The organism is Nodosilinea sp. P-1105 (assembly GCF_012911975.1).
GTDB lineage: Bacteria > Cyanobacteriota > Cyanobacteriia > Phormidesmidales > Phormidesmidaceae > Nodosilinea.
In genome coordinates this window covers 169,686-194,351 of the sequence record NZ_SMDQ01000001.1, presented here as the reverse complement: position 1 = coordinate 194,351, position 24,666 = coordinate 169,686, and the positions used below count along the sequence as shown (strand labels likewise).

Here is a 24,666-nt window from a genome sequence, read left to right as displayed (position 1 = left end):
GTCAGATTCCTGCCTGGACTGGATATGGATGCATCATAGCAGTGTCTTTCTTTTGGTTTGTGGGCCCCGGCTGACCTATGCTAAATCTGGCGATCGCAATTTCCGTCATGTTGCTGGGGTCGGCACTGTGTTCAGGCACTGAAACGGCTTTGTTGTCAGTGCCTTTGCTCAAGGCGCGGCAGTTGGCTCAATCCAACCGCCCGGCTGAAACGGCCCTCTATGCCATCCGCGAACAGATTAACCGCCCCATCGCCACCATTGTTATCCTCAACAACCTGTTCAATATTGTGGGCAGCATTGCGATCGGCAGTATTGCTGCCCAAACCTTTGGCGATGCCCTGCTAGGAGTATTCTCTGGCATTCTCACCTTTTTGGTGATCGTCCTCGGAGAAATTTTGCCAAAAACCCTGGCAGAACGCTACGCCATCCCCATCGCCCTGGGGGTGGCTATTCCAGTGCGCACCCTCACCTGGCTGTTTAGCCCGGTGGTGTGGTTTTTAGAAAAAATTACGGCCCCGTTTATGGCCCCTGGCCGCCATCCCATCACTAACGAAGCGGAAATCAAGCTGATGGCCGCCATTGGCCATCAAGAAGGGATTATCGAAGCGGACGAGGCAGAAATGATTCGCCGGGTCTTTCGGCTGAATGACATGAAATCGATGGACATTATGACCCCCCGGGTGGCGATTACCCACCTGCCCGGAGACCTGACTATCGCCGAAGCCGAGGAGCAAATTCTCAACTCTCAACACAGCCGCATTCTGGTCAGCGACCACGATATTGACCGCATTGTTGGCTTGGTGCTTAAAAATGAGCTCCTGTCTGCCCTGATCCAGGGGCAGGGCGATCAGTTCCTGTGCGAAGTGGCGCGCCCAGTAAGGTTTGTGTCTGAAACCGAGCGAGCTGACAAGCTGCTGCAAGACTTTCAAACCGCCCGTGAGCACTTGGCGGTGGTGGTCGACGAGTACGGCGGCGTGTCTGGGGTGGTTACCCTGGAGGATGTGCTGGAGGTGTTGACGGGCGAAATTGTGGACGAAACCGATCGCAGCATTGACCTGCAAACCCTAGCCCGCCAGCGAGGACGACAGATTTTGCGCACCCGGGGGTTCAACTGGCCTTCTGAGGGCTAGGGCAGAAAGGCAAAAGGCAAAAAGGGCACTACGCTCTACGCAAGGACTTGGGCTAGCAGAATCACAGCCGCTATCCCGGCTAGCCCCCATAGCCTATGCCTAGCTCAATGAGTTACATGGTGCCGCTACTGACCAAAGAAACTCTTGATAGAATCCACAAACCCGCCTGTGGAATCTTCCACGGCATCGGCGGCGTCTTCAGCGGCGGCCTGGGTGCGGCCAATGTCTTGCTGGGCCCGACCTTGAACTTGCTTCGCCGCCCCTTCCACGGCATCGGCGGCGTCTTCAGCGGCGGCCTGGGTGCGGCCAATGTCTTTTTGAGCTTTACCTTGAAGTTGCTTCGCGGCCCCTTCCACCTGACTGGTGGCTTTATCCACTTCTCGCTGGACCCGGCCTAGGTCTTCCTGGGCTTTGCCTTTAATTTGGTTGGTGGTACCCGATCCGGCCACGCTGTCGATATCTTGTTCAGCTCGGTTTTGAATGGCGTCCATGGCCTCTGCGGCATCTGATGCGGCGATCGCAGGGGCGCTAATCCATACGCTAGCGCCAAGTACCAGGGCGACCAGGGCCAGTCCAAGCCACTGCTTGCCACGCGATACTATTGAGGTAATCAACATAATTAAATCTCCTGAAAATAGATTGGTTTTCTAAACCTGTTACTGCTCAACTTATAGAGCAATTCAACCCATTGCGAATCGCCCCTGGGACATAGTCCTTGTAACTATCTGGTGTCTTAGGACACAAACGGACGCTATATCTAGATTTCAGGCTACACTGAGACAGCGCCCCTGCCTGCTGTTGCCCCCGTTCGTCCCGGCTATGGATACCCCTCGCCTTCACCCCGACACCATTGATGCAGTGCGCGATCGCGCCGACATTGTGGATATTGTTTCCCAGCATGTGGTGCTCAAAAAGCAGGGTAAAGACTTTGTCGGCCTCTGCCCCTTCCACGACGACAAATCCCCCAGCTTTAGCGTCAGCCCTGGCAAGCAGTTTTACTATTGTTTTTCCTGTGGGGCCGGGGGCAATGCCTTCAAGTTTTTAATGGAGCTAAACCAGCGCTCCTTCGCTGATGTAGTGCTGGATCTAGCCCAGCGTTACCAGGTGCCGGTCAAGACCCTGGAACCGGCCAAGCGCCAGGAACTGCAACGGCAACTTACCCTGCGAGAGCAGCTGTATGAAATCGTGGCGGTCACCGCCCGGTTCTACGAACATGCCCTGCGCCAGAGCGATGGGGCCACTGCCCTCAGCTACCTGAAGGACCAGCGAGGGTTGGACGATACCACCATCCAGCAGTTTCAGCTGGGCTTTGCCCCCGGCGGCTGGCAAACCCTCTATGGCTATCTGGTGGAGCAAAAACGTTATCCGGTGAACCTGGTGGAGCAGGCGGGGTTGATTGTGCCCCGGCAAAAGGGCAGCGGTTACTATGACCGCTTTCGAGAGCGGCTGATGATCCCGATTCGTGATGCCCAGGGGCGGGTGATTGGCTTTGGCGGTCGGGCTTTAGGGGATGAAAAGCCCAAGTACCTGAACTCCCCCGATACAGAGCTGTTTGATAAGGGCAAAACCCTGTACGGGCTGGATTTGGCCAAAGGGGCGATCGCCAAGCAGGACCGGGCCATCGTGGTCGAAGGCTACTTTGATGTGATTGCCCTACACGCCGCCGGGTTTGCCAATACCGTCGCCGCCCTGGGGACGGCCCTAAATGCGGCCCAGGTGCGCCAGTTACTGCGCTATAGCGAATCAAAGCAGGTGGTGCTTAACTTTGATGCCGACGCCGCCGGGGTGAAAGCCGCCCAGCGGGCCATCGGTGAAGTGGAAGATATGGCCTACCGAGGGGACGTGCAACTGCGGGTGCTAAATATTCCCGATGGCAAAGACCCGGACGAGTTTCTGCAACACCACAGCCCTGCCGACTACCAGGATCTGGTGAATAGCGCCCCCCTCTGGATTGATTGGCAAATTCACAACCTGATCAAGGGCAAAGACCTACGCCAGGCGGACCAGTTCCAGCAGACCACCCAGGCGGTGGTCAAACTGCTCAGCGATATCGCCAACGCCGATACCCGCACCCACTATGTGCGCTACTGCGCCGAAATCTTTAGCAATGGCGATAGTCGCCTGGTGCCCCTACTGGCCGAAAACCTCATCACCCAGGTGCGCCGTCAGCGGCGGGCTACCTCCAGCCCGCCCCAGCGGGCGGCCCCCACCCCTACCCCCAGCACCACTGGCCTAGAGCAGGCAGAAGCTGCCCTACTACGGGTGTTTCTCCATGCGCCTGACCAGCGCGACCCCATCTGCCAGGTGCTGGAAGACCGGGATCTGCAATTTAGCTTTTCCCACCATCGGGCCCTGTGGCGACAGATGCAGCGGCTACTGAGTGAAACCGATGCTGGGGATTTAGTCAGCCTACTGCGCAATCACCTGGCCGAGTCGGGGCTGGCCAGTACCCCCCTGCAAGCCTTACTACATCTGAGCGAAAAGTCCAAGCGCGACATCTTGCGCGCCCCCTTAATTGTGCGGGCTGCCGCCGCCTGCATGGAGAAAAACCTGTGCGAAAAGCGCTATCGTCACTTCCTGGCCCTGTGGGAAAAGACCGACTGCAGCGCCGCCCCGGACCAAGTGGCCTATTTTCAAAACCAAATCTATGCCGAAAAACGCCGAATTGAAGCCCTGGAGCGCGATCGCCAGGTCACCTTTGAAGATCTGGTGGCCATGCCCTGGGTCGGGGAGCAATACGACTCGCTAGACCGCTTTTAGGACTCATGAGGATGTCTACGCAGTCCATCAGACCCCACAACCCTAAAGGCATTCCCTATGGCTCTACTGTCCCTCGAATGGCGGGAGCCATGGACAGCGTCTCGGCCCCGTGACGCATGGCGGCAATATCCACATCTGCCCAGGCCCGGGTAGATTGACAATGGTGGGCTACCAGTAACCCCCAAAGACCATCGGGAACTAGAACCGGCACGACTAAATTGGCCCGAACCCCCAGATCCCGCAGAAAATCGCGATGACAGTCAGCAATGGGTTCAGCGTCAATATCAGCGATCGCCCGCACCCGCCCAGCTAAGTACAGCGACGCATATTCGCCGTTAAAGCAGTCATCTGGCCCGGTCGAGCCAAGAATAGAAAATTGCTCATCGCTGAGGGCTTCAAAGGCCACACGCCCTTGCCATTGGCGATAAAAATAATACAAAAGTACGCGATCCACGGCGAGGGTTTGCCGCAAATCACGGATAACTTGGGTCACTAGACTGTCTCTCTCCAGGGTTGTAGAGAGATGGGTGATGATCCGCTGTAGACCGGAATCTGCCTGCAAGGATGCATCAAGATTAGGTTTCTCAGGAAAGGGCTGTTGCACAAATTGAACCGCTGTAACCGCTAGGGAGATAATGATTAGTCTATGTTAAGTTAGCGACAGCGATGCCACAGGTTTTTATGGACTAGTGCACACACAAAGGCAGAAGGATGAAGGATGAAGGCAGAAAGTGGATTTTCTGTATCCTAGGAGTTCCGCTGCTTAAGACTAGCAGGGCTATTTATGCCGCAGAGTACTAGTAATCTGGCCTATTACTCTATGGCATAAGTCCTCTATGGCATAAGTCGGCCAACCCTTCCTGATACCTGATACCTGACACCCTCAGCAACGGTGGTCATATTTCTGCCTTCCTGTACTAAACCAAATCCAAGTCCAGACCTGGAGCTCTGCCTGTGGGAAAACTCCAGATCTCGAACTGGACTTGCTATGGTTGTAGTCGCGTCTGCAATCGGCTTTCAATCATTAGTCAAACAGACCTTCTACGGTTTGGCGAAAGACAATTAGGGCGTGGGTGTCTTGAAAGGGCTTTAGGGCTTCCAGCAGCTGATCGGAGAGGTCGGCGGTGACCAGGGTTTTAAGCTCGATGTTGGTGTTGTAGCCAGCAATATCACCCATACGTCTGCCGTGGCTGCCAGCCCCCTGGGCTGGCACCAGGGTATAGCCAGAGACCTTAAGTTCAGTGAGCAAGTTGATCAGCCGATTTTGCAGCACGGCTTCGCCAATGATAGTGACAAGAGTTCCTTTGGCTAGGGAAGATGACATAGTTGAAAGCCTCCAGGCTGGGTGGTATTGCAATGGGATCCATTAGAGACTAGTACTTCACGGCAGCAATGACTCACCTACTTCCGTCAGCCCAAACCTCTGCCTAGAGCGGGATTCCCTTTCTGCCGACTGCGCACGGCCCATGTCCTTCGGACAGCAAGCAATGGCCTACGACCAGGGATCGTCGCTCCAAAGGGGCGCCAGCATAATCGTTGCCAAAGGGGCGCCAGCATAACCATTACCGCCCTGGACCCAACGGAAAGGTACCACCAGGACAACATGTCCGGTGAATACCATGCTTTCGGTGAATACTATGCTTTCAATGTGTTTCTTCCACATTGTGCTCACCCCAGCGGGGGTAGCGGGAAGCTGCCTTTCTGTAGATTGACTATGGAAACTTATGAGGGAAAGTCGTAGCGCTTAGGATCTTTCTTCGGCTTTTTATCGCTGGCATCGGCTTTCGGCTTCTTAGCTTCCTTATTGCCTTTCTTTTCTTTTCCCATGACCGTTTACCTGGTTAAGGACTTAAAAAAATCGTCTTAGAAGTTAGTTCATGGGCAGCCAGAATGGATGCCTTGCTAATGTGTAGCGTTGTTGCTTTGGTTACCTTCCATTCTAGTGGGTATTGATCGGCTTGAACCAATCGCCGTTTAATGATTGATTAGGACGTAGCCTGCACCCAGACCTCCATCTCGGTTAACGTGACGGGGCCATACTGGGTAGCCAGGGCCACGTCGGCGGCGTCGCGACCGTAGGCGATTATAATCCGATTGCCCCGGGGTTCTGCCTGGGTGGGGTCAAAGGTGTACCAGCGATCGCCCACGTAAGCCTCAAACCAGGCATGTAGATCCATCGGCTTCAGGTCGTAGAGGTAGCCCACCACCATGCGGGCCGGAATGGCGAGGCTGCGGCAGAGGGTGAGGCCAAGGTGCACAAAATCGCGACAGACCCCGACCCGGTTTTTCTCGGTCTCCAGGGCCGAGGTGGAGGCATCGCTGGTGTCGTAGCGGTACTCGATGTGGGTATGAATCCAGTGGCGGATGGCGTCGACCTGGTCGTAAGCGGGCTCGATGTTAGCCACAATGGCGTTGGCTAAATCGGCCATCAGGTCTGATTGGCAGTAGCGGCTGGGCAAGAGAAACGGCAGCGTGTAGGCGGGCAGATCCTGCACGGGCACAAACTCGGCCCCAAACTGGACATCAATGCTGTCAGCGACATCAGCGGTGACGGTGCTGCGCACCCGCAGTTGACCTGGGGGCGCCACCAGCCGCTGACAAAGGTTGCCGTAGCTATCCGCATAGTCGATGACGGGCACCTGGGGGTCAAACTGGAGGTGGTTTTGAATAATCCGCTGGGCATCACCATCGCGCGATCGCAGCATCAAAATCAGCGGCGTCGGTTCCGCTGTCTCAAACAAAAGCTCGCACCCGGCATTGAGTCGCATCACATCTCCTGGTATTTTTTAGGCGACCTACTTATCTGGCAAACAATGGCTAAGGGCTTGGGTATATCTAGGGTCTTGGGTGCCCAGCAGGCGATCCCAAAACGTAAAGTAAAGCCCATAGTGAACGGTATATTTGAGGTGATGAATAGAGTGGTGAGCCGGGCCAATCACCCACGGCCCTAGCCAGTGGTGCGGGAACGAGGCCGGTAGGCGATCGGTGCCAAGATGATTTAATACGGCCCACACAGTCATGGTGCTTAAGACCGCGATTAAGGTGATGAAATGTAGGGGAACGGCACAAATGATGCCGATTAGAAATAGTGATTGCCCCGCTGCCTCAGTTGGGTCAAAGGCAAAGGATGTCCAGGGAGTTGGATAGCGCGATCGATGGTGCCCCTGATGTACCCAGGAGAAGAGCCTAGGGTGATGAAAGAGCCGATGGGTAAAGTAAAAGTAGGTATCTTGCAAAATCAGCACTCCCCCATAGCTTATGCCCAGATACCACAGCCCATAGCGATACGGATCGGTATATAGACGAGTAAAGCCCTGATGGTAGGCGGAGAAAATAACGGCCGCTGCTAGGGCAAACACCGCTGCTGAGAACACTGAAAGCTTAATATCGTGGCCAATGATGCGCCAGGAAGGGTAGCGACGCTTCAGTGTCTGGTTTGCAAATGACTGGCTGCACGGCGAATAAAAAAACCAGTAAGTTACTCCTGCCACTAAAAAATATCGAAACAGAATGATGCCAAAAAAGGCAATATTGTAAAACTCGAACGAATGATGCCTTAATTCCATGTTTTATTACGTTACGTGTTTATAGTGCAGCGCCCTTCATCTACTCATCTATTATCTCCTACCCCCTCACACCTCGATTACTACCCGCAGGTTGCCCCGCTTGCGGACGACGCGGCAAGCGGTGGCTTCGTGCGATCGCTCAAACTCCAGATCCAAGAGCGTCTGCCCCACCTTAAAGTTGTTGATCGCCATGTAGCTCACCGAAGCGGGCAGTGTCGGCTGTACAATTCGCAGGCAGTTGTTGGCCACATCGGGCACCAAGTTCACCATAATCTGCAACAGCTGAAACACCGTGCCCGTGGCCCAGGCCTGGGGCGAACAGGCCACCGGGTAGCGCACGGGCCGGTTGGTAGGGGTGCGATCAAAGCCGCAAAACAGCTCCGGTGGGCATTGGTAGGGTTGCAGGCTGGTCATGTCAAAAATACCCTGGGCAATTTCCAGGGCCTGGTCGGTGTAGCCCAAGGCCCGCAGCCCGGCGGCAATGATGCCGTTGTCGTGGGGCCACACCGAGCCCACGTGGTAGCCCATGGGGTTGTACGCGGGGGAACTGCTGCTGAGGGTGCGAATGCCCCAGCCGCTAAACATATCGGGGGCCTGCAAGCGCTCTGCCACACTGCGGGCTTTTTCTGGCGAGAGAATGCCCAGCCCCAGGCAGTGGCCGGGGTTAGAGGTAATGCTGTCCACTGGGTGGCCCTCTCCGTCGAGGGCGAGGGCGATGTAGCCCTGGTCAGGCAGCCAAAAGTCTTGTTCAAAACGACTTTTGAGGGCCTGGGCCTCTATCCGCCAGCGATCGCCCAAATCCGGTCGCTCCATCAGTTCCGCCAGGGGGGCCAGTCGCACCTTAGCGGCGTAGACATAGCCTTGTACCTCCGAGAGGGCGATCGCCCCCGTCGCCAATTTCCCCGCTGCATCCACCATGCAGTCCCCCGAGTCCTTCCACCCCTGGTTGCCCAGCCCCCCCGGCGATTTGCACAGGTAAGTGACATAGCCGGTGGGCGACCGGTTGCGATCGATCCAGTCCATGGCGGCCAGGGCATGGGGCCACAGTTGGTCGAGTAAGGTGCGATCGCCCTTCCAGGCGTAGTAGTCGGCATAGAGCATCAGCCACAGGGGAGTGGCATCCACCGTGCCGTAGTAGGGGGTGTGGGGTACCTCGCCACTGCGCGACATCTCGCCAAAGCGTAGCTCGTGGAGAATTTTACCTGGTTCTTCGTCCCGCCAGTCATCGGTTTTTTGGCCCTGGTACTCGGCCAGCACCATCAGGGTTTGCCGCGCCAGGGCCGGGTTAAACATCAAGGTCTGCATCGCCGCAATCAGCGAGTCGCGGCCAAACAGGGTGGCAAACCAGGGAATGCCCGCCGACAGCACCTTGCCATCGCCAAAGGTTTGCCCCAGCAGGTAAGTATCCTGCTCGGCCCGTTCGATAATCTGGTTCAGGGCCCGATTGTCGGTGCGAATGCAGGTCACCCCTTCGCGCCACTGCTGCTCTTCCATGGTTTCTGCTGCCAACGCCTGGCTCAGGGTGGCCGGTAGGCTCACGGTAGAAGCTGGGTGGCTGTCGAGAAAGGGCTGCAGCCGGTACCCCAAGACTTCTGTCGCCTGGGGCTGAAGCACCACCCGCCAGATCGCCGTATGGCCCTTGAGTTGATCGGGTGGCCGCTGATAAAACCGAATTCTCGCCTCCATCAGCAGTTGGTCTACCCCCTGGTAAGCCAGGGTGAGTTCGTCCTCTTCCCCCGGCGGGCTGTCATCAGGCAGCGCCAGAATCGATGCCGCCGAGTTTTCTGGTAGGCGAATGGACCGCAGCAGCGTGCCTGTGTGCTGTCGTGCCCGTCCCCGAATCTCAAACAGGTCGGCAAAGTCGGCGTCAAAGCTGAGGCTGAGCTCAAACGTCACCGGCTCGGTGCTGTAGTTGGTCAGGGTCAGCTCCTCGAACAGACCCCCTTGCAGCACTAGATCCCTCTGAATACCAATGGTCTCGGCCCGAATGTCGCGACCCGTGACCTTCTCTCCGGCAATATAGGGGTTGGCGCAGAGGGCCGACAGGGCAAACCCCCGCTGGGAAGTGCTGCTGAGCAAAATCGGCGGTAGCCCCTCCACTTGCAGATCCAGGCGGCTGAGATACCGGGTATCGCGGCAAAACAAACCCAAGCTAGAGGCGGCCTGATCGTCACCACAGGCAATGTTGCCTAGGGTGTCGGTAATCAAAAATAGGTCGTTGTCTTTAATGGTCAATGTCGGTTGCTGTCGCCGGGTGGTGGTGCAGGGCCACTCGGGAATCGGCACCTGCTGGGCCGGGGCAAAGGTGCGCCCATCCACTTCGACAATATTTAGAGACTTTAGAGATGCACTATTGAAAGCAGGATTGAGGGCTGAGGCGGCTAAGTCAGCCCCCGGCGTGCCCTGATGGGAAGACTCGCTCATGGTCATGTCCTTAAAAAGTATCTGGCAGGCGGAGAGAGGGAGGGCATTACCTACCCTCAGGACAGCGGGATTGTTTTCCAAACGAATTGTCTTATGCTGAGTCCTGGTTAAGTGGACAATAGATTGGGGCGGCGGGGATGTACATTGATGACGCGATCGCGGCTTTCACCCGCAGGCCGGTGGTGCAGGTTGATGACCTTGCGGTACACCGCCTCATAGCCGTCTACCATACGCCCCACGCCAAAGTTAAGGGCCACATGGTCGCGACAGGTCTGGCGACTGATTTGGTGAGTTTGCTCTACTGCCGCCACGCAGTCCTCCACGCTGCGGCACAGAAACCCGGTCTTACCGTGGGCCACCACCTCCGGAGCCGAACCCAGGGCCATGGCAATCACCGGAGTGCCGCTGGCCATCGATTCAACCATCACCAGCCCAAAGGGCTCGGGCCAGGTAATTGGGAACAGCGTCGCCGTGGCGTCGCCTACCAGGGCTTTTTTCTGCGATTGACTGACCTCACCAAGGTACATAATTTGCTCGCCATCAATGTGGGGGGCCACCTCACGGTCAAAAAATTCCTGGTTTTCAAAATCGAGTTTGCCCGCCATCTTCAGCGGCCAACCGGTGCGCTTGGCGATCGCGATCGCCAGGTGAGGGCCTTTCTCTTCTGACATACGCCCCAAAAAAGCCAGGTAGGGCGGGTCTTGGGGCTGGGGATAAAAATTGAATTGATCAATGGCGATCGCGTTGTATACCGTGGCCACATAGTTCAGCCCTAACTCGTGCCGCTGCTGAGAGTTCGACACGCTGACTAAATTCTGCCGCCGATGCTGGCCAAAACTCTGTTCAGAGGCAACGCTAAACGACCCATGCAGGGTGTGCACCACTGGCGTCAGGCTGCGGTGGGTGTGGGCCAGTGCCGCCGCATCCATATGGGAGTGAATGATGTCAAAGTTGCGGGCGTGGCCAAAGACGTGGCCCAACTGCCGTTGCTCGTAGCCCTCATAGGCGGGGGGTAGTATTCCCAGGGGGCGTAGCGCCTGCTCACATCCTGGCTCCAACAACGCCAGCGTCTGCGAATCGCCCGAGGCAAACAGCGTCACCTGGTGCCCCCGCCGCACCAACTCTTCTGTTAACAAACTCACGACCAACTCTGTACCACCATAGGCCAAAGGAGGAACCTGTTCCCACAGCGGTGTAACCTGGGCAACGCGCATAACGCCTCTCAATAAAATAAGGTGAAGCTAAAAATATGAAGCTAACCTGCTCAGCACAGAGCTGAGGGTCTTGGTTCATCAACAACGGTTCAGCCTAAGACCAGCCCAACGATGACTCATAACAGTCACTAGTACTCAGAGGCAGAAATAACCCACCTATTTCCGTCAGCTCAAACCTTTGCATGAGTGAGATTTTCTTTCTGCCTTCTGCCTTTTTGTACTAGGACGTGTTGACATTTAACATTTCTACCCAATCAGTAGTGCTTTAGACTAAACGGCTCACGCTATGACTAGAGCCAAGGATGAGAATGTTAACAGAACCTAGTACTGGCTACTTAAAATCTTTTAAAATTTGTCTTTTGAAATTCCAATGGATCAAAAACCGACGTGACAGATCTAAAAGAAGCTGATATTTCTGACCTCATCTACTGTCTGAACTGTTATATCCTCGAAACCTGATTGACTGACAAAGCTTGTTGGGTGTATCCCAGTTTTGCAAGTCTGCCCACCCTTTCCTGCGGAACGCTTCGCGAACGGGAAGCGCAAGCTCTACATCCCCCAGCCCCTGCTACGCACATCCTACGGCCTACTCCCAAAATGTGAGAAGGAGAGCCGGATTCAAAGTCCCTCTCCCGTTCTGGGAGAGGGATTTAGGGTGTAGACGCGAAGCGGCTTCTCTGGGAGTGGGCCATAGGCTTCTCTCAGGCGAGGTGTACCTGATGGGTCCAGGAACCGATATAGAAGGCTATTTAAGAGATATGTCATGAAAAAACAACTTCATAGCAAGTCATTTATTTCTACAGTTGGTCAAGCTATTAGCTTGAAATCAGTGTTTTTCGTTATTTATCATTTGTTATCTTTCACCATAAAATCGTGGTTTTCAGTGATTGCCGTCACGCACTCAATGCCAGGTGAAATTCATTATTGACCTGACTCATGCTGTTATCATAGCTTGTTTAATCTCAGGCATGTGATAATTATGAAACGAGGAATATATCTAACGTCGCCGTCATTTTTTCTACATAACGGTAGATTACAACGAGACTGTTACGGGTCGGGTTAAAATCCAAATTGAAATCCAAACTGAAATTCAACAAAATGACAGTTCCGTTTATCCGTTTATCGGTTTAAAAGAAGTCAGTCATCCAGGGGGAGTCTCCGGCAAACAAGGCCGTGGCCAGGCTGGCGGCTTCTGGGGTAGCGTCTATGAGCTTCAGGGTACGCAGGGTCTGGGCCGACCTCAGGCCGGTAAACAGGGTGGCCAAGGCATCAATGGGAACCACCAGATCTCCCCACCCCCCAGGGGTTACCTGGCCTCGACCATGCCGTACGGTCAGTACAAAGCGCCCCTGGTTGGTGGCCACCAGCGAATCCTGAATATCCAGATGCAACTCCACCGCCAGACCGTGAGGGTAGCCCCGCTGGGCCAGGGCCGTCTCTACGGTCACAATCCGGGTCATCCACTGGCTGCTAGACCGTAGGCTAGCCCGCTGTTCTGGCAGCGCCATGGCCAGGGGATCGACCACGCCCCCGGTCCACTGAATCCGATCAATTTGGGAGCGGTGCTGAGCTAAAAATGCCCAGAGACTGGCGATCGCAGCTTGGGAAGCCGCCGCCCAGGCTTGAATGGTTAGGGTAGTTTGGCCCTGGCGATCGCGGTTTTGCCGATACATCACATAGCCTTGGGGCGATTGACTGGACCCCAGGCCATAGGCAAAACTATCGCCCTCGCCAGGGTTAACCAAGCGCTGCCACAGAAACGGATGGCGATCGAGGCCGCCGGCATGGGTTTGGCCCCAGGACTGCTGGCGGTCGGCCTGTAGCAGTTGATCCGGATCTAGGGCGAGTGGATATCGATCTAAGCTAGGGCGCTGCTCAGGGAGCTGGGCGGTGGCTATGTCCCACAGACAATAGGTGCCCCCTAGCCCGTAGCCCACCTGTTGATAAAGCCGTTGCACCGCCGGATATAGCGTCGAGATTGGCACTCCAGCCTGGGCCATCTCCTGCACCGCTGAACCCATCAGAAACGTGGCCGCCCCCTGCCCCCGTACCTGGGGAGCAATGGCCACAGAGCCCACCCCGGTCATGGCCACCCGCTGGCCGCCAAACCATTGACCCATGGGCAATAACACCAGCCCGCCCAAAATATCGTTCCCCTGGTGTACCAGCCGCAGGTTGTCGTGACCCAGGGTGTCTATGTAGGTTTGCTCTTGCTCGACAGTGACCACAAAGCTCTGGGCCATGATGGCTGCTCCAACAGCGGCCTCCCCTGGAGCGGCGGGGGGGCTATAGCGGTAGGTTTTATCGGTGCGATGCAATAGGTTTCACCTTTGCCCTGGATTGGCTGTGCATTACTAATACTACTGATAATATCTGCCCCTATATCTCAGTCATCGCTGAGTCTGGGATCACTGCGGTTAGCCCTCAAACAGGCGATCGCCCCGGTGTAGGCGGTAGGCAATGTCGTAGGTTGGGGCCTGGGATCGCTAGGATCAAAAGTATGGGGACTACCCACAGCTTATCCCCTGAATTTGTTGACAGCAGAAGCATATTGCAAAGTGTGTATACCCCACTCCCCTCACTGCGGCGACAAACAAATCCCCTTCTCCAGCAGCGTCGTCAATTTTTGAGGCGTCATCGGCTGAGAAAACAGGTATCCCTGGCCGTACTGGTACTTGAGGCCCAGCATCAGAACGCGCTGGTCATTGTGCTCGATGCCTTCGGCCACCAGGGTAAAGTTAATGCCCTCTGACAGGTTGGCGATCGCCCGACAGATCGCCACTTTCTCTAGATCCTGCGCGTTGGTGGGAATGAAGTAACGATCGACTTTGACCTCATCAAAGCGAAACTGCAACAGCTGGGCCAGCCCCGACTGCCCGGTGCCAAAGTCATCGACCTTGAGCCGCAGCGACATATCGCGTAAGCTTTGCAGACTTTGCAGGTAGCGATCCAGGTTTCTGTAGATACCCCGCTCGGTGATCTCAATACCGAAGTGGTTGCTGTCGATGCCCGCCCCCGAAACCCGCTGCATGATCCGGTCTAAAAAGTCGTCGTCTTCCAGCTCTAGGGGGCTGATGTTGATCGAGAGGGTGAACTGGGGAGCGATATCTTGCCATTGGGCCAACTGCTCTAGGGCGTTGCAGAGCACCCAGTCGCTGATCCGGTGCACCAGCCCGGTGGTCTCGGCTACCGGAATAAACTCCGATGGCGATACTCGGCCCAGCCGAGCTGAATTCCACCGAATCAGGGCTTCGGCCCCGACAATGGCCCCAGTTTGCATATTGCAGATGGGCTGGTAGACCAACGAAAACTCTGTCTCACTACTGCGCTGCGCCAGATAGGCTTCGAGGGTAATCTGGCGCAGCCGCAACCGGGCCAGGTCGCTATTCCACACCTGAATGCGGTGCTGAGGCAGGTTGGAGCGACGGTTGCGTTTGGCTTCCCGTAGGGCGGTTTCGGCGGCCTGGAGCAGCCGGTTAATCGGGGTGTCTTCTTCAAAGGCGTCAATGGTGCCGCTGGCCACCCCGATGGAGGCCCCCACATTGGCCCCCTCGATCTCGATCGCCAGGATGCCCTTGAGCACAGTGGCGGCGATCGTTGCTGGGGTAGGACAGAGCTCGACCGAGTCGGAGGCAGGCAACAGCAGCAAAAATTCGTCGCCACCATTGCGCACGGCAATGCCGTTGTAGGTCTGAACATGGTCTTGGAGTACGGTGGCCACTGCCACCAACAGCCGATCGCCCAGAATGTGGCCCCGCTGATCGTTGATCAACTTGAAGCGGTCTAGGTCAATGAACAGGCAGACCTCCCACGGGCCGAGATCCATCTCTAGCACCCGGCGGTTGTAGAGACCAGTGAGCGGGTCGTGGATGACGCCACTGACCTCGGTAAAGGTCATGTAGAGCAACTCGGATGACAGCGGCGTGACCAGGGTCATGTACCAGCCCGAGATCTCGTCGCCCTTGTACTGGTATTCCAATTGGCGCGCCTCGCCCGACTCCAGGACTTCTAAGTAGAGGTCAATCAGGGGCATATCATAGGGGTAGACCTCTTGCCGGTGAACGGGCATTTTTTCGCAGAGGCGATCGCCCGGCTTGAGCAAGTCTTTAGTGATCAGCTTGGCGGCAGGGTTAAGCTTAATCATTTTCAGGTCATTGCCACTGCGCTCGCAGAGCAGCTTGCCCGTCAGCGCCTGTTCCCAAGTGGCTTCTAGCAGATGAAAAGTTTCGCCCAGGTAGCGCAATCGATTGCGGCTGCGCAGCAGAACAATTACTGCCGCCCACGACACCCCGGCGGTAATCCAGTGCCAGGGGGTGCTGTGCCGGTGCATGGCGCTGAAGATGTGACCGACGCCGCAGCTAAAGACAAACGCAACCAGCAGCAGCAGGTTGAGCCAGATGGCTCGCTTGGCGGTCAACAGCAGCGGCAGTAGCGTCAGCGGAATAATAAAATACGCCGCTGCGATCGCACCATTGGCGAAAGTCTCCATGCCCTTTATTCCCCTTCAACAATTCCCCTTTGGCTTTTTCAGCCTAGGAGCTAGGCAGCACTTTGGCATCCGCCCAGTGAAAAGACTTAATCAGAGTCAGAGTAAAAAAGGGCGTGAAATTTAAGCCGGGAAATTCTAAATAGGCCAGATTCCAGGAGCCAGAACCCAGCCACATCTACGGGTCATTCAGCTCAGCCATCCCTGACCCGCGATCGCATCTAACCCCCTGTTGTGAAGCACAACTGTGAAGTACAACCAACTTTGAGGCGGCATCAAGGGTCGGCTTTTGCCATGGTTGTTGGTCAACCACTCAAACAAAAATAGAATCTATTTAAGTTCAAAACAAATCCCATGGAATCTGACCCGACCCTAAAGACTGGCATCACCCTGTTCAATCAGGGAGATTACTACGCCTGCCACGATGTGCTAGAAGCGATCTGGATGGAGGCCAAAACCCAGGAAAAGCCCTTCTACCAGGGCATTCTGCAGATTGCCGTAGGGCTGTACCACCTGGGTAACCACAACTGGCAGGGGGCCAGCATTTTGCTAGGGGAAGGGGTCAACCGCCTGCGCCCCTTTGAACCCACCTACGCCGGGGTCGCCGTTGCCCCCTTAGTGGACTGCGGCTGGGCTTGGCTAACCGCCCTACAGCAGACTGGCCCGGACCAGGTCGCTGCCCTCGCCGCCGCGATCGCCTCCGCCCAGGTGGATGACATCGCCGTCCCCAACCCAACCCAGCAGACGATTACCTGGTCGGTCAACAACCAAACTCTCTCTCTCCCCGTCCTGTACATTCAAAAGGAAGAACGAAGAGGGAAGAACGAAGAATGAAGAACGAAGAGGGAAGAACGTAGGGCGTAGCCCGTGCGCAGCAGAATCCAAAATCCAAAATCCAAAATCCAAAATTCCCCATCCACCCATCCACCCATCCACCCATCCACCCATCCACCCATCCACCCATCCACCCATCCACCCATCCACTCCTCCACTCCCCACCCTGCTAGGATTAACCTGTACCGTGACAGCGCCACCGTCCAACCACTCCATTCGTCGCTAACCTTCCAGGTCGCCATGCAAATTTATCTGGACTACAGTGCCACTACCCCACCTCGGCCCGAGGTGATGACGACCATGCAGCAGGTGATGGCTGAGCAATGGGGCAACCCCTCTAGTCTGCATGCCTGGGGCAACCGAGCCGCGACGGTGGTAGAGCGGGCGCGACTGCAGGTGGCGGCTTTAGTCAATGCCCCGGCAGAGGCCATGGTATTTACCGCTGGAGGGACCGAGGCTGACAACCTGGCGATTATGGGGATCGCCCAGCGCTATACCCAGCCGCAGCATCTGATTATTTCTGCCGTAGAACATTCTGCTGTGGAAAAACCAGCCCAGCAGCTCGCCTACCAGGGGTGGGACGTCACGCGCTTGCCAGTGGATCGCCAGGGTCGGGTGGACCCGGCTGACCTGCGTCGAGCCCTACGGGACAATACGGTGCTGGTGTCGGTTATCTTTGGCCAGAGTGAGGTGGGTACCCTGCAGCCCATCGAAGCCCTGGGCCAAATCACGCGGGATCATGGGGCGTTATTCCACACCGATGCGGTACAGGGGGCAGGGCGACTCCCCATTGATGTGCAGACCCTACCGGTGGATTTACTCGCCCTGTCTAGCCACAAAATCTATGGTCCCCAGGGGGTCGGGGCGCTATATGTGCGGCCAGGGGTAGAGCTGGAGCCCCTACTGCGGGGCGGCGGTCAGGAGTTTGGCTGGCGATCGGGTACCCAAGCGGTGGCCAATATCGCTGGGTTTGGGGTGGCGGCAGAGTTGGCCCAGCGGGATATGCCCAGCGAAACCCTGCGGTTAATCCAACTGCGCGATCGCCTATTTGATCAATTAGCGGCCATCCCAGGGTTAACCCCCACCGGGGATAGGCGACAGCGTCTGCCTCACCATGCTAGTTTTTGTATTCAGTCTGCCGATGGCGATCGCGTCAGCGGCAAGACCCTGGTGCGCCAGATGAACCTGGCTGGCATTGGCATTAGTGCCGGGTCGGCCTGTCACAGCGGCAAGCTTTCCCCCAGCCCTATCTTGCAGGCCATGGGATACAGCGATCGTGCCGCCAAGTGCGGGATTCGTCTAACTCTGGGGCGACACACCACCGCCGCCGACATCGACTGGACTGCCCTGGTCCTGCGGCAGGTGCTAGACCGCTCCCTGGCCACCCTTCCTTTGTCTCCTGTCTAACCCCTTAGTCAACATGCCCATGACCGACATTCCCACCAGCCTGGAAACGGCCATTGCCCAAGCCCGCGAGGCCACCCGGGCCGCCATCCAGGCCGGTGTACCCCGGATGACCGTTGAATTTGTCTACCCCGAATTAAAGGGAATGCCTGTAGCCCAGCAGTTTTATCCAGTCCTGCAAGATCTAGGCTTGAGCTTCAAACTCTTTTTTCCCGATGCCGGAGCGGCAGCCTTGGCCCGCCGGGATTGGCAGAATCCCGAGTTTGTGGTGCGGGGGATTGGTGAACTCCAGGGGCAGGTAGAAGCCGACGATCAGGCCTATATTTTTGTGGAGCCATCTTCCATCGAGGTCTCCCAAGTGGAAGATATCTGTAACCAGGCTGGGGACAAGTTTGTGATCATGCTCAACCCCAAGCTGGAGGATGTCGCCACCATTGGCATTGGCTATGCGGGTCGCCAGCTACGGGAGCGGTTTCTCAACACCCTGGAGGCCGTGTATTATCTGAGGCCCATGGCCGATGCCGTACTGTTTCGCTGCTATCCTAACCCTTGGCAGCTGTGGCAGGAAACTGACGCTGGCGCTTACACCTGTCTAGCCGAGTTTCCCCAGCGGCCTTCTGGGGAAGCCCTAGATCGAATTTTGTTGGGTGAGGCAGCCACTGGTGCGGATGGCGAATCCGTTGTCAAAGCCAAGCGAGGCGGTTTTTTATCAGAACTGCAGAGCTTCATTCGGGCCTTAACCCAATAGGGTTGCCCTAGATTTCTGTTGCAAATGGTCTAAACGGCTACATTGAGCACGACGAATCTGTCCGAAAGTCCGCATAATACTCAAATATCACTCGACCGGTAAGGGACTGCACCCCATGCGTATTCTGAAAACCCAGACTTTGCGAGGCCCTAACTATTGGAGTATCCGCCATCCCAATTTGATTCTGATTCGGCTTGATTTAGAAGATCTAGCCGATCGCCCCTCCGACCAAGTTCCCGGATTTTATGAGGCCCTTGCGGATACCCTGCCCAGCCTAATTGAGCATTTTTGCTCGCCAGGGCATCGGGGCGGCTTTCTCAGTCGGGTGCGCCAGGGCACCTATATGGGTCACATTGTTGAGCACATTGCCCTAGAGCTACAAACCATCGCCGGTATGCCTGTGGGGTTTGGCCGTACCCGTAGTGTGGTAGACCCTGGGGTTTACCAGGTGGTGTTTGAGTATCAAAACGAGCAGGCGGGGCGCTATGCGGCTCGTGCGGCTGTGCGGCTGTGCAATAGTTTGGTGGAAACCGGCCACTACCCAAGCGCCGAACTCGAACAAGACCTGGCTGACTTAAAGGAGTTCCGCCAGGAGGCTGCCCTTGGCCCCAGTACCGACGCGATCGTACAAGCCGCTGAGAGTGCGGATATTCCCTGGATGCAGTTGCCAACCCGAGCCATGATTCAACTGGGGTATGGCCGCTACCAACAACGGATACAGGCTACCCTCAGCAGCAAAACGAGCATCCTGGGGGTGGAGTTAGCCTGCGATAAAGAAGGCACTAAACAAATTCTACGGAATGCAGGGGTGCCCGTCCCCCGAGGCACTGTCATTTACTATTTAGATGAGCTAGAAAACGCCATTGAAGATGTGGGCGGATTCCCGATTGTGATTAAGCCCCTAGATGGCAACCATGGACGGGGTATCACCATTGATATTGACACCTATGGCGATGCGGAAGAGGCCTATGAAGCGGCCAAAGATATCTCTAAAGGCGTGATTGTTGAGCGTTTTTATCGGGGACGCGACCACCGGGTACTGGTGATTAACGGTCGGGTGATTGCTGTGGCCGAGCGGGTGCCTGCCCATGTGGTCGGTGATGGTCACTCCACCATTGAAGAATTGATTGACCTGACCAATCAAGATCCCCGGCGGGGTGAAGGTCACGACAACCTGCTAACCCGGATTGAGGTAGACCGCACCACCTGGCAGCTGCTCGATCGCTTCGGCTATAGCCTGGACACCGTCTTGCCAGCAGGCGAGGTGTGCTATCTGCGAGCCACCGCCAACCTCAGTACCGGGGGAATTGCCATTGACCGTACCGATGACATTCATCCTGACAACCTGTGGGTGGCCCAGCGCATCGCCAAAATCATTGGTCTGGATATTGCCGGCATTGACATTGTGACCACCGATATTTCCAGGCCCCTGCGTCAGGTTGATGGTGTCGTGGTTGAGGTGAACGCTGCCCCAGGTCTGCGCATGCATGTTTGCCCCAGCGAAGGCATTGCCCGCAATGTGGCCGAACCCATTCTGCATATGCTGTTCCCCCCCGGTACTCCCGCCCGCATTCCGGTGGTAGCGATCACCGGTACCAACGGCAAAACCACCACCACCCGCCTGATTGCCCATATTTTCCGGCAAACGGGCCAGGTGGTGGGCTACACCACCACCGACGGCATCTACATTGGTGACAACCTCGTGGAACCAGGGGATACCACGGGGCCTCAGAGTGCTCAGGTGATCCTCCAGGACCCCACGGTAGAGGTGGCGGTGCTCGAAACCGCCCGAGGGGGCATTTTGCGATCGGGGCTGGCTTTTAAAGATTGCGACATTGGGGTGGTGCTAAATGTGGCGGCTGACCACCTGGGCATCGGTGACATTGAAACGGTCGAAGATTTAGCCCACCTCAAGAGTGTGGTGGCCGAAACTACCCGACCCAGCGGTTATGCCGTGCTCAATGCTGATGATCCGCTGGTGTCGGCGATGGCCCAGCGGGTGAAAAGTCAAGTGGCCTACTTCTCCATGGATCCCCATAACGACCTGGTCCGCAACCATACCCAGCAGGGGGGCTTGGCGGCCATCTACGAAAATGGCTACCTGTCTATCCTGAAGGGGGACTGGCTGTTGCGCATCGAGCAGGCCGAGAAAGTGCCGCTGACCATGGGGGGAATGGCTCCATTCCAGATTGCCAATGCCCTAGCCGCTAGCCTGGCCGCCTTTGTCCAGGGGGTGGATATTGACCACATTCGTCAGGCGCTGCACAGTTTCCAGGCGTCCTCTCAGCAAACCCCAGGGCGCATGAACCTATTTAATTTGGGTCAGTTCCATGCCCTGGTGGACTATGCCCACAATCCAGCCAGCTACGAAGCCCTGGGGGGCTTTGTGAAAAACTGGCCTGGCCCCTGTGTGGGGGTTGTGGGGGGACCTGGCGATCGCCGAGATGATGACTTCATTACCCTGGGCCGATTGGCCGCCCAGATGTTTGACGAGATTATTATCAAAGAAGATGATGACACCCGGGGTCGGCCCCGAGGCGATGCCGCCAAGTGGATTACCCACGGCATTGAGGAAATCGAGTCTTCGGCCCCCTATCGCACTATCCTGGACGAAACTGAGGCGATTAACACTGCCCTCGACAGCGCAGCAGCGGGCAGTCTGGTGGTGATTTTGCCAGAGAGTGTAAGTCGGGCCATCGGCCTGATCAACGCTCGTAATCCGCTGCCGCCAGAGGTGGATGAGGTCGGCATCCCTCAGCCTGAGGGAGATACCGTCCTATCAGAACCCGTGAGCGATCAATTCGTAAATGTTCACAGTTAGCGCTTGTCGACTACTATATCGATCAACCTAGTTGTAGCAGGCTCAGCGATCGTGGCGACCAAGAAATCTTCCAGCAAAGGGAGCAGCAAGCCCAGCGACAGTACAACGGCTAGTGTATCGGCAGGCAAGGGATACAAAGTCCAGGTCTTTTATCTGGCGGCCCGGAGCAATAGCCCCAGTGCCCCGATTAAAGACGCGCTTTGGTTTGCCACCTACCCGATTATTCCCCGGATTGGTGACTGTGTCTTTCGAGACGGGGTCTATTATCGCGTGGAGCGGGTTTTCCTCTACGAAAACATGGCAGCCGGTTGGTGCGCTGATGTAGAGGTTTCATTCTATGGCAGACGCTAGGGCTAGGGCCTATAACTCTTGCTGACACTGTGTTACAGAAGTATGTCTGTCTAGAATGCTTGTGCTAGAGTAAGCGGGTAACATGTTTTGCTTTCGGTAGACTGGTTAATCACAGTCTGATCTCAGCCCCCGGTTAATCGACGGGTCATCGATGTGTACCACTCCGAATCGAACTTGTCTACATTTCATGTCTAATTTGGAGTTGATGTACCATGTCGATTTATGTAGGGAACTTAGCCTACAGTGCTACAGAAGGGGATATTACCGAAGTCTTCTCTGAGTATGGGGCTGTGAGCCGGGTGACAGTACCCACCGACCGAGAAACCGGTCGTCCCCGTGGATTTGCCTTTGTCGAAATGGAGAAAGAAGCCGACGAGGACGCTGCCATTGAGGCGCTCGACGGAGCTGAGTGGATGGGCCGCGAGCTACGGGTTAACAAGGCTCGCCCCAAAGAAAAGCGCGGCTCTGGTGGCTCCCGAGGCAGTTTTGGGGGCAGTCGCGATGGAGGCAGTCGGGAGTTTTCTCGCTGGTAGACTGTTCATTGCCGATCACCTAGTGCGGTCTGGCAGAACTATCGTCGCCGTTACTGAGGGTATCAGGGTGTCAGACTCCAGGTGCTAGGTACCCAGAAAGGTTGGGCAATTTATGCTCCAGGGTACTAGCGCAACGAACTGGCACCACGTACTGGTATCGCAGGCTGGTACAACAGAATAATCGCGGTGGTATAGCAGTTATATAGCTCAGCTATACGATACAGCGGTATAGGGTAACCATCCTATGCCGCTTTTGTTTACCCTAGGGCTAAGGGAGAGCTGACGTTAACGCCCGCTTATACCGAATTCCTTGCCTTTGCTGAAGATTGTGCTATGCCATCGTGCCCCCGCTGTCAAACGGCGATCGAATCAACAACCATTCAGTGCCCTAGTTGTGGGCTCACCTTCAAAGCCCATGGACATCCTGGTATTCCCCTTCATCGCAGCGATCGCGACAGTCAGTCCCTCTGTGCCACCTGTCGCTATGATGCCGATGACACCTGCAACTTTCCCCAGCGGCCCCATGCCCAAACCTGCACCCTTTACCGGTCACAGAATGCTGACTTAGAGGCTGAGCTCCCCCCGCTACCCCTAGGGCAACAGGTCAGTGAATGGTTGCGCCGTCACCGGGGGGCGGTGGCGTTGGCAGGGTTGCTGCTGGTCAGTTTAGCCCTCGTGTTGCTCGGCAATTAGTGGTCTATCAAGTTTCTATCAAGCAAGTTAAAGATGTCGGACTGGCAGGGTTCACGGTGAGCGGTAAACGGTTTAAGGTGAGCCGTTGACTGCTCACCGTAGACCGTTCACCCTTTGTTGACTAAGCCATAAGCTACAGAACCGTGGCCAAACCCAGCACCAGGGCCTCGGTCCACTCCACCACGGCCCCGTAGGTGTCACCGGTATGGCCCCCCAGACGACGGTAGAGCCAGTATCCAGTCAACCAGGCTAGCCCAGCGCCGCCCCCGAAGCTGACCAGCCCCAGGGAAAGGCTGGCGACAGGGTACCCCAGGGCCCAGCTACCGAACCACAGCCCATAAAACCCTAACAGGGGCAGTGTTCCTAGCCATAGGTCGTGCGGTAGGCGCAGGAACTGGCGGTGTAGGGCGCCCTTGCCTTGGGCTTTGAGATAGGGGTAACGGGCGATCGCTAGCAACTGCCCCCAGCGCCCCCACAGGGGCGCCGCCACCAACAACCATGGCCCTGCCTGATCGAGCTCTGCCAGGGCAACTGTCTTTAAGCCCAAAATAGCGATCGCCACCATCACCCCAAAGGCCCCCGTATGACTGTCAGCCATCACCGTCAGCCGTCGCCGGGGGTCAAGAACAGCCAGGCCATCTGCGGTATCCATGGCACCATCCAAGTGTAGCCCAGCAGTCAGCCACAGCCATAGCCCCACCACCAGTGCACTGCGGGTTAGGCTCGGCATCCCTAAGCCGGCCAACCCCACAATCCCTAGGGCCAGACATGCCCCCAGCCCTAACCCCACGGTCGGCGCTAACGCGGCAATTCCCTCAAACTGTGGCGGCCACCAGCGGGGCAGCGGTAAACGGGTGTAGAACAAAATGGCTCCCCCCAACCGAGCCCCCAGGCTAGGTCTTGGGGGCTGAGGTGGTCGTTCCATAGCCGCTCCATCCGAAGTTGCCCGTGCCCCCGACTCTGAGGGTGACTGGTCAGCCATACAATACCTCTTAGAGAAATTCCGCAGATTTGAATTTCTGGGTCAAAAGGCTTATGCCGAGAGGATTTGCCACAAATAGACCCACTTTACAGAACAACCAGGTCAATCCTGAACGGATCATTCCCTACGAGATCGAGTATCGTGGATATAGAGCAGCACGGACAAAAGTGACCAACAAAATGGTTATCAGCCCGGCTTATTGAGCTGACGTAGCGTGGTTAAAAACACCATGAATCACGAGCGTGTTAGTGACTTGAGCATGCCGGCCCCTTGTCTAGTAGATACTGGCGTCGTCGTTAATAAAAACGACATGCTGAGACTACTGCAAGACCTGAGCCAGGTAAGCTACCGTCATTTACAGGACGATAGGGTAATGGCTGAGGGCCAGGGGCTGGTTATGGAGGTGTTTGCTGACAGCCAGCAGGCTACGCTCGTCGCCAATCATACCCTTTATATCAACGTTTACAGCTTTGATTTTCTAGAAATTGGCAAAGCTGGTGCTGATCAGAGTTATTTTGACCTGGTACAAGATAATCGACGGTTGCGTTTGATCCCCATGTCAAACCCGATGAAAGATCATTTAACCCGCACTGCTAATACTGCGGCCTTTGAGGCCATGGTCGTTGACGTGCTATCGGCCAGTTGGGATGCTTGCCTGGATGACGATCGCAATTTTTTAGATTAAGCTTTCCGATTAAATGCCATTAAAATACACGGTAC

At 56.2% G+C, this 24,666-nt stretch carries 21 protein-coding genes; 10 read left to right on the top strand and 11 right to left on the bottom strand.

Annotated elements, in window-relative coordinates; all coding sequences use genetic code 11:
- Positions 1-77 precede the first annotated feature (77 nt).
- On the top strand, positions 78-1,130 hold the full coding sequence (locus E1H13_RS00800) for a hemolysin family protein (protein WP_169611481.1): 1,053 nt from the start codon (positions 78-80) through the stop codon (positions 1,128-1,130).
- A gap of 125 nt (positions 1,131-1,255) precedes the next feature.
- Here the strand turns inward: E1H13_RS00800 and E1H13_RS00795 are convergent, their stop codons facing one another.
- A complete protein-coding gene (locus E1H13_RS00795; protein WP_169611480.1) occupies positions 1,256-1,747 on the bottom strand; it encodes a CsbD family protein in 492 nt (163 codons plus the stop codon).
- Between the two features lie 202 nt (positions 1,748-1,949).
- On the opposite strand from E1H13_RS00795, the gene dnaG reads away from it, so the two are divergent.
- A complete protein-coding gene (gene dnaG / locus E1H13_RS00790; protein WP_169611479.1) occupies positions 1,950-3,890 on the top strand; it encodes a DNA primase in 1,941 nt (646 codons plus the stop codon).
- A gap of 55 nt (positions 3,891-3,945) precedes the next feature.
- Here dnaG and E1H13_RS00785 read toward each other — a convergent pair whose 3' ends face one another.
- From E1H13_RS00785 to E1H13_RS00750, 9 genes are all read right to left on the bottom strand, one after another.
- Complete coding sequence (locus E1H13_RS00785) at positions 3,946-4,494, bottom strand: GAF domain-containing protein (RefSeq protein WP_169611478.1); 549 nt, start codon at positions 4,492-4,494, stop codon at positions 3,946-3,948.
- Between the two features lie 420 nt (positions 4,495-4,914).
- Positions 4,915-5,214, bottom strand: a complete 300-nt coding sequence (locus E1H13_RS00780; protein ID WP_169611477.1) for a hypothetical protein — start codon at positions 5,212-5,214, stop codon at positions 4,915-4,917.
- Between the two features lie 661 nt (positions 5,215-5,875).
- Positions 5,876-6,658, bottom strand: coding sequence for a transglutaminase family protein (locus E1H13_RS00775; RefSeq protein ID WP_169611476.1), 783 nt, complete (start codon positions 6,656-6,658; stop codon positions 5,876-5,878).
- A gap of 27 nt (positions 6,659-6,685) precedes the next feature.
- Positions 6,686-7,456, bottom strand: a complete 771-nt coding sequence (locus tag E1H13_RS00770) for a sterol desaturase family protein (RefSeq protein WP_169611475.1) — start codon at positions 7,454-7,456, stop codon at positions 6,686-6,688.
- A 66-nt stretch (positions 7,457-7,522) separates the two neighbouring features.
- Positions 7,523-9,880, bottom strand: a complete 2,358-nt coding sequence (locus E1H13_RS00765) for an amylo-alpha-1,6-glucosidase (protein WP_169611474.1) — start codon at positions 9,878-9,880, stop codon at positions 7,523-7,525.
- 107 nt (positions 9,881-9,987) lie between these two features.
- Positions 9,988-11,094, bottom strand: coding sequence for a glycosyltransferase family 4 protein (locus E1H13_RS00760; protein WP_169611473.1), 1,107 nt, complete (start codon positions 11,092-11,094; stop codon positions 9,988-9,990).
- Between the two features lie 1,127 nt (positions 11,095-12,221).
- Positions 12,222-13,412: a GNAT family N-acetyltransferase gene (locus E1H13_RS00755; RefSeq protein WP_169611472.1), complete on the bottom strand. Its 1,191-nt coding sequence runs from the start codon at positions 13,410-13,412 to the stop codon at positions 12,222-12,224.
- Positions 13,413-13,480: 68 nt separating this feature from the next.
- Complete coding sequence (locus E1H13_RS27615) at positions 13,481-13,609, bottom strand: hypothetical protein (protein WP_256378475.1); 129 nt, start codon at positions 13,607-13,609, stop codon at positions 13,481-13,483.
- 63 nt (positions 13,610-13,672) lie between these two features.
- A complete protein-coding gene (locus E1H13_RS00750; RefSeq protein ID WP_169611471.1) occupies positions 13,673-15,583 on the bottom strand; it encodes a bifunctional diguanylate cyclase/phosphodiesterase in 1,911 nt (636 codons plus the stop codon).
- Between the two features lie 351 nt (positions 15,584-15,934).
- Between E1H13_RS00750 and E1H13_RS00745 the strand changes: the two genes are divergently transcribed.
- From E1H13_RS00745 to E1H13_RS00715, 7 genes are all read left to right on the top strand, one after another.
- Entirely contained in the window at positions 15,935-16,414 is a 480-nt protein-coding gene (locus tag E1H13_RS00745) for a DUF309 domain-containing protein (RefSeq protein ID WP_169611470.1), read from the top strand.
- A 240-nt stretch (positions 16,415-16,654) separates the two neighbouring features.
- On the top strand, positions 16,655-17,821 hold the full coding sequence (locus E1H13_RS00740; RefSeq protein WP_169611469.1) for a cysteine desulfurase family protein: 1,167 nt from the start codon (positions 16,655-16,657) through the stop codon (positions 17,819-17,821).
- Between the two features lie 19 nt (positions 17,822-17,840).
- Positions 17,841-18,566 carry a DUF1995 family protein gene (locus tag E1H13_RS00735; RefSeq protein WP_169611468.1) on the top strand — a complete coding sequence of 242 codons (726 nt, stop codon included), beginning with the start codon at positions 17,841-17,843 and terminating at the stop codon, positions 18,564-18,566.
- A 115-nt stretch (positions 18,567-18,681) separates the two neighbouring features.
- On the top strand, positions 18,682-21,387 hold the full coding sequence (gene cphA / locus E1H13_RS00730; protein WP_169611467.1) for a cyanophycin synthetase: 2,706 nt from the start codon (positions 18,682-18,684) through the stop codon (positions 21,385-21,387).
- Positions 21,388-21,438: 51 nt separating this feature from the next.
- Entirely contained in the window at positions 21,439-21,738 is a 300-nt protein-coding gene (locus E1H13_RS00725) for a hypothetical protein (RefSeq protein ID WP_169611466.1), read from the top strand.
- A gap of 212 nt (positions 21,739-21,950) precedes the next feature.
- Complete coding sequence (locus E1H13_RS00720) at positions 21,951-22,271, top strand: RNA-binding protein (protein WP_169611465.1); 321 nt, start codon at positions 21,951-21,953, stop codon at positions 22,269-22,271.
- Between the two features lie 333 nt (positions 22,272-22,604).
- Complete coding sequence (locus E1H13_RS00715) at positions 22,605-22,964, top strand: hypothetical protein (protein WP_169611464.1); 360 nt, start codon at positions 22,605-22,607, stop codon at positions 22,962-22,964.
- Between the two features lie 133 nt (positions 22,965-23,097).
- On the opposite strand, the gene cobS is transcribed toward E1H13_RS00715, so the two are convergent.
- Entirely contained in the window at positions 23,098-23,889 is a 792-nt protein-coding gene (cobS, locus tag E1H13_RS00710) for an adenosylcobinamide-GDP ribazoletransferase (protein ID WP_169611523.1), read from the bottom strand.
- Between the two features lie 286 nt (positions 23,890-24,175).
- Between cobS and E1H13_RS00705 the strand changes: the two genes are divergently transcribed.
- Positions 24,176-24,631, top strand: a complete 456-nt coding sequence (locus tag E1H13_RS00705) for a hypothetical protein (RefSeq protein WP_169611463.1) — start codon at positions 24,176-24,178, stop codon at positions 24,629-24,631.
- Positions 24,632-24,666: the final 35 nt, after the last annotated feature.

Bases quoted from the DNA above. Each gene is read 5' to 3' on its own strand.
- E1H13_RS00760 (WP_169611473.1), bottom strand. From the start codon at position 11,094: ATGCGCGTTGCCCAGGTTACACCGCTGTGGGAACAGGTTCCTCCTTTG.
- E1H13_RS00780 (WP_169611477.1), bottom strand. From the start codon at position 5,214: ATGTCATCTTCCCTAGCCAAAGGAACTCTTGTCACTATCATTGGCGAA.
- cobS (WP_169611523.1), bottom strand. From the start codon at position 23,889: ATGGAACGACCACCTCAGCCCCCAAGACCTAGCCTGGGGGCTCGGTTG.
- E1H13_RS00705 (WP_169611463.1), top strand. From the start codon at position 24,176: ATGAATCACGAGCGTGTTAGTGACTTGAGCATGCCGGCCCCTTGTCTA.
- E1H13_RS00740 (WP_169611469.1), top strand. From the start codon at position 16,655: ATGCAAATTTATCTGGACTACAGTGCCACTACCCCACCTCGGCCCGAG.
- cphA (WP_169611467.1), top strand. From the start codon at position 18,682: ATGCGTATTCTGAAAACCCAGACTTTGCGAGGCCCTAACTATTGGAGT.
- E1H13_RS00745 (WP_169611470.1), top strand. From the start codon at position 15,935: ATGGAATCTGACCCGACCCTAAAGACTGGCATCACCCTGTTCAATCAG.
- E1H13_RS00800 (WP_169611481.1), top strand. From the start codon at position 78: ATGCTAAATCTGGCGATCGCAATTTCCGTCATGTTGCTGGGGTCGGCA.
- E1H13_RS00765 (WP_169611474.1), bottom strand. From the start codon at position 9,880: ATGAGCGAGTCTTCCCATCAGGGCACGCCGGGGGCTGACTTAGCCGCC.
- E1H13_RS00795 (WP_169611480.1), bottom strand. From the start codon at position 1,747: ATGTTGATTACCTCAATAGTATCGCGTGGCAAGCAGTGGCTTGGACTG.
- E1H13_RS00770 (WP_169611475.1), bottom strand. From the start codon at position 7,456: ATGGAATTAAGGCATCATTCGTTCGAGTTTTACAATATTGCCTTTTTT.
- E1H13_RS00750 (WP_169611471.1), bottom strand. From the start codon at position 15,583: ATGGAGACTTTCGCCAATGGTGCGATCGCAGCGGCGTATTTTATTATT.
- E1H13_RS00720 (WP_169611465.1), top strand. From the start codon at position 21,951: ATGTCGATTTATGTAGGGAACTTAGCCTACAGTGCTACAGAAGGGGAT.
- E1H13_RS00775 (WP_169611476.1), bottom strand. From the start codon at position 6,658: ATGCGACTCAATGCCGGGTGCGAGCTTTTGTTTGAGACAGCGGAACCG.
- dnaG (WP_169611479.1), top strand. From the start codon at position 1,950: ATGGATACCCCTCGCCTTCACCCCGACACCATTGATGCAGTGCGCGAT.
- E1H13_RS00715 (WP_169611464.1), top strand. From the start codon at position 22,605: ATGCCATCGTGCCCCCGCTGTCAAACGGCGATCGAATCAACAACCATT.
- E1H13_RS00735 (WP_169611468.1), top strand. From the start codon at position 17,841: ATGACCGACATTCCCACCAGCCTGGAAACGGCCATTGCCCAAGCCCGC.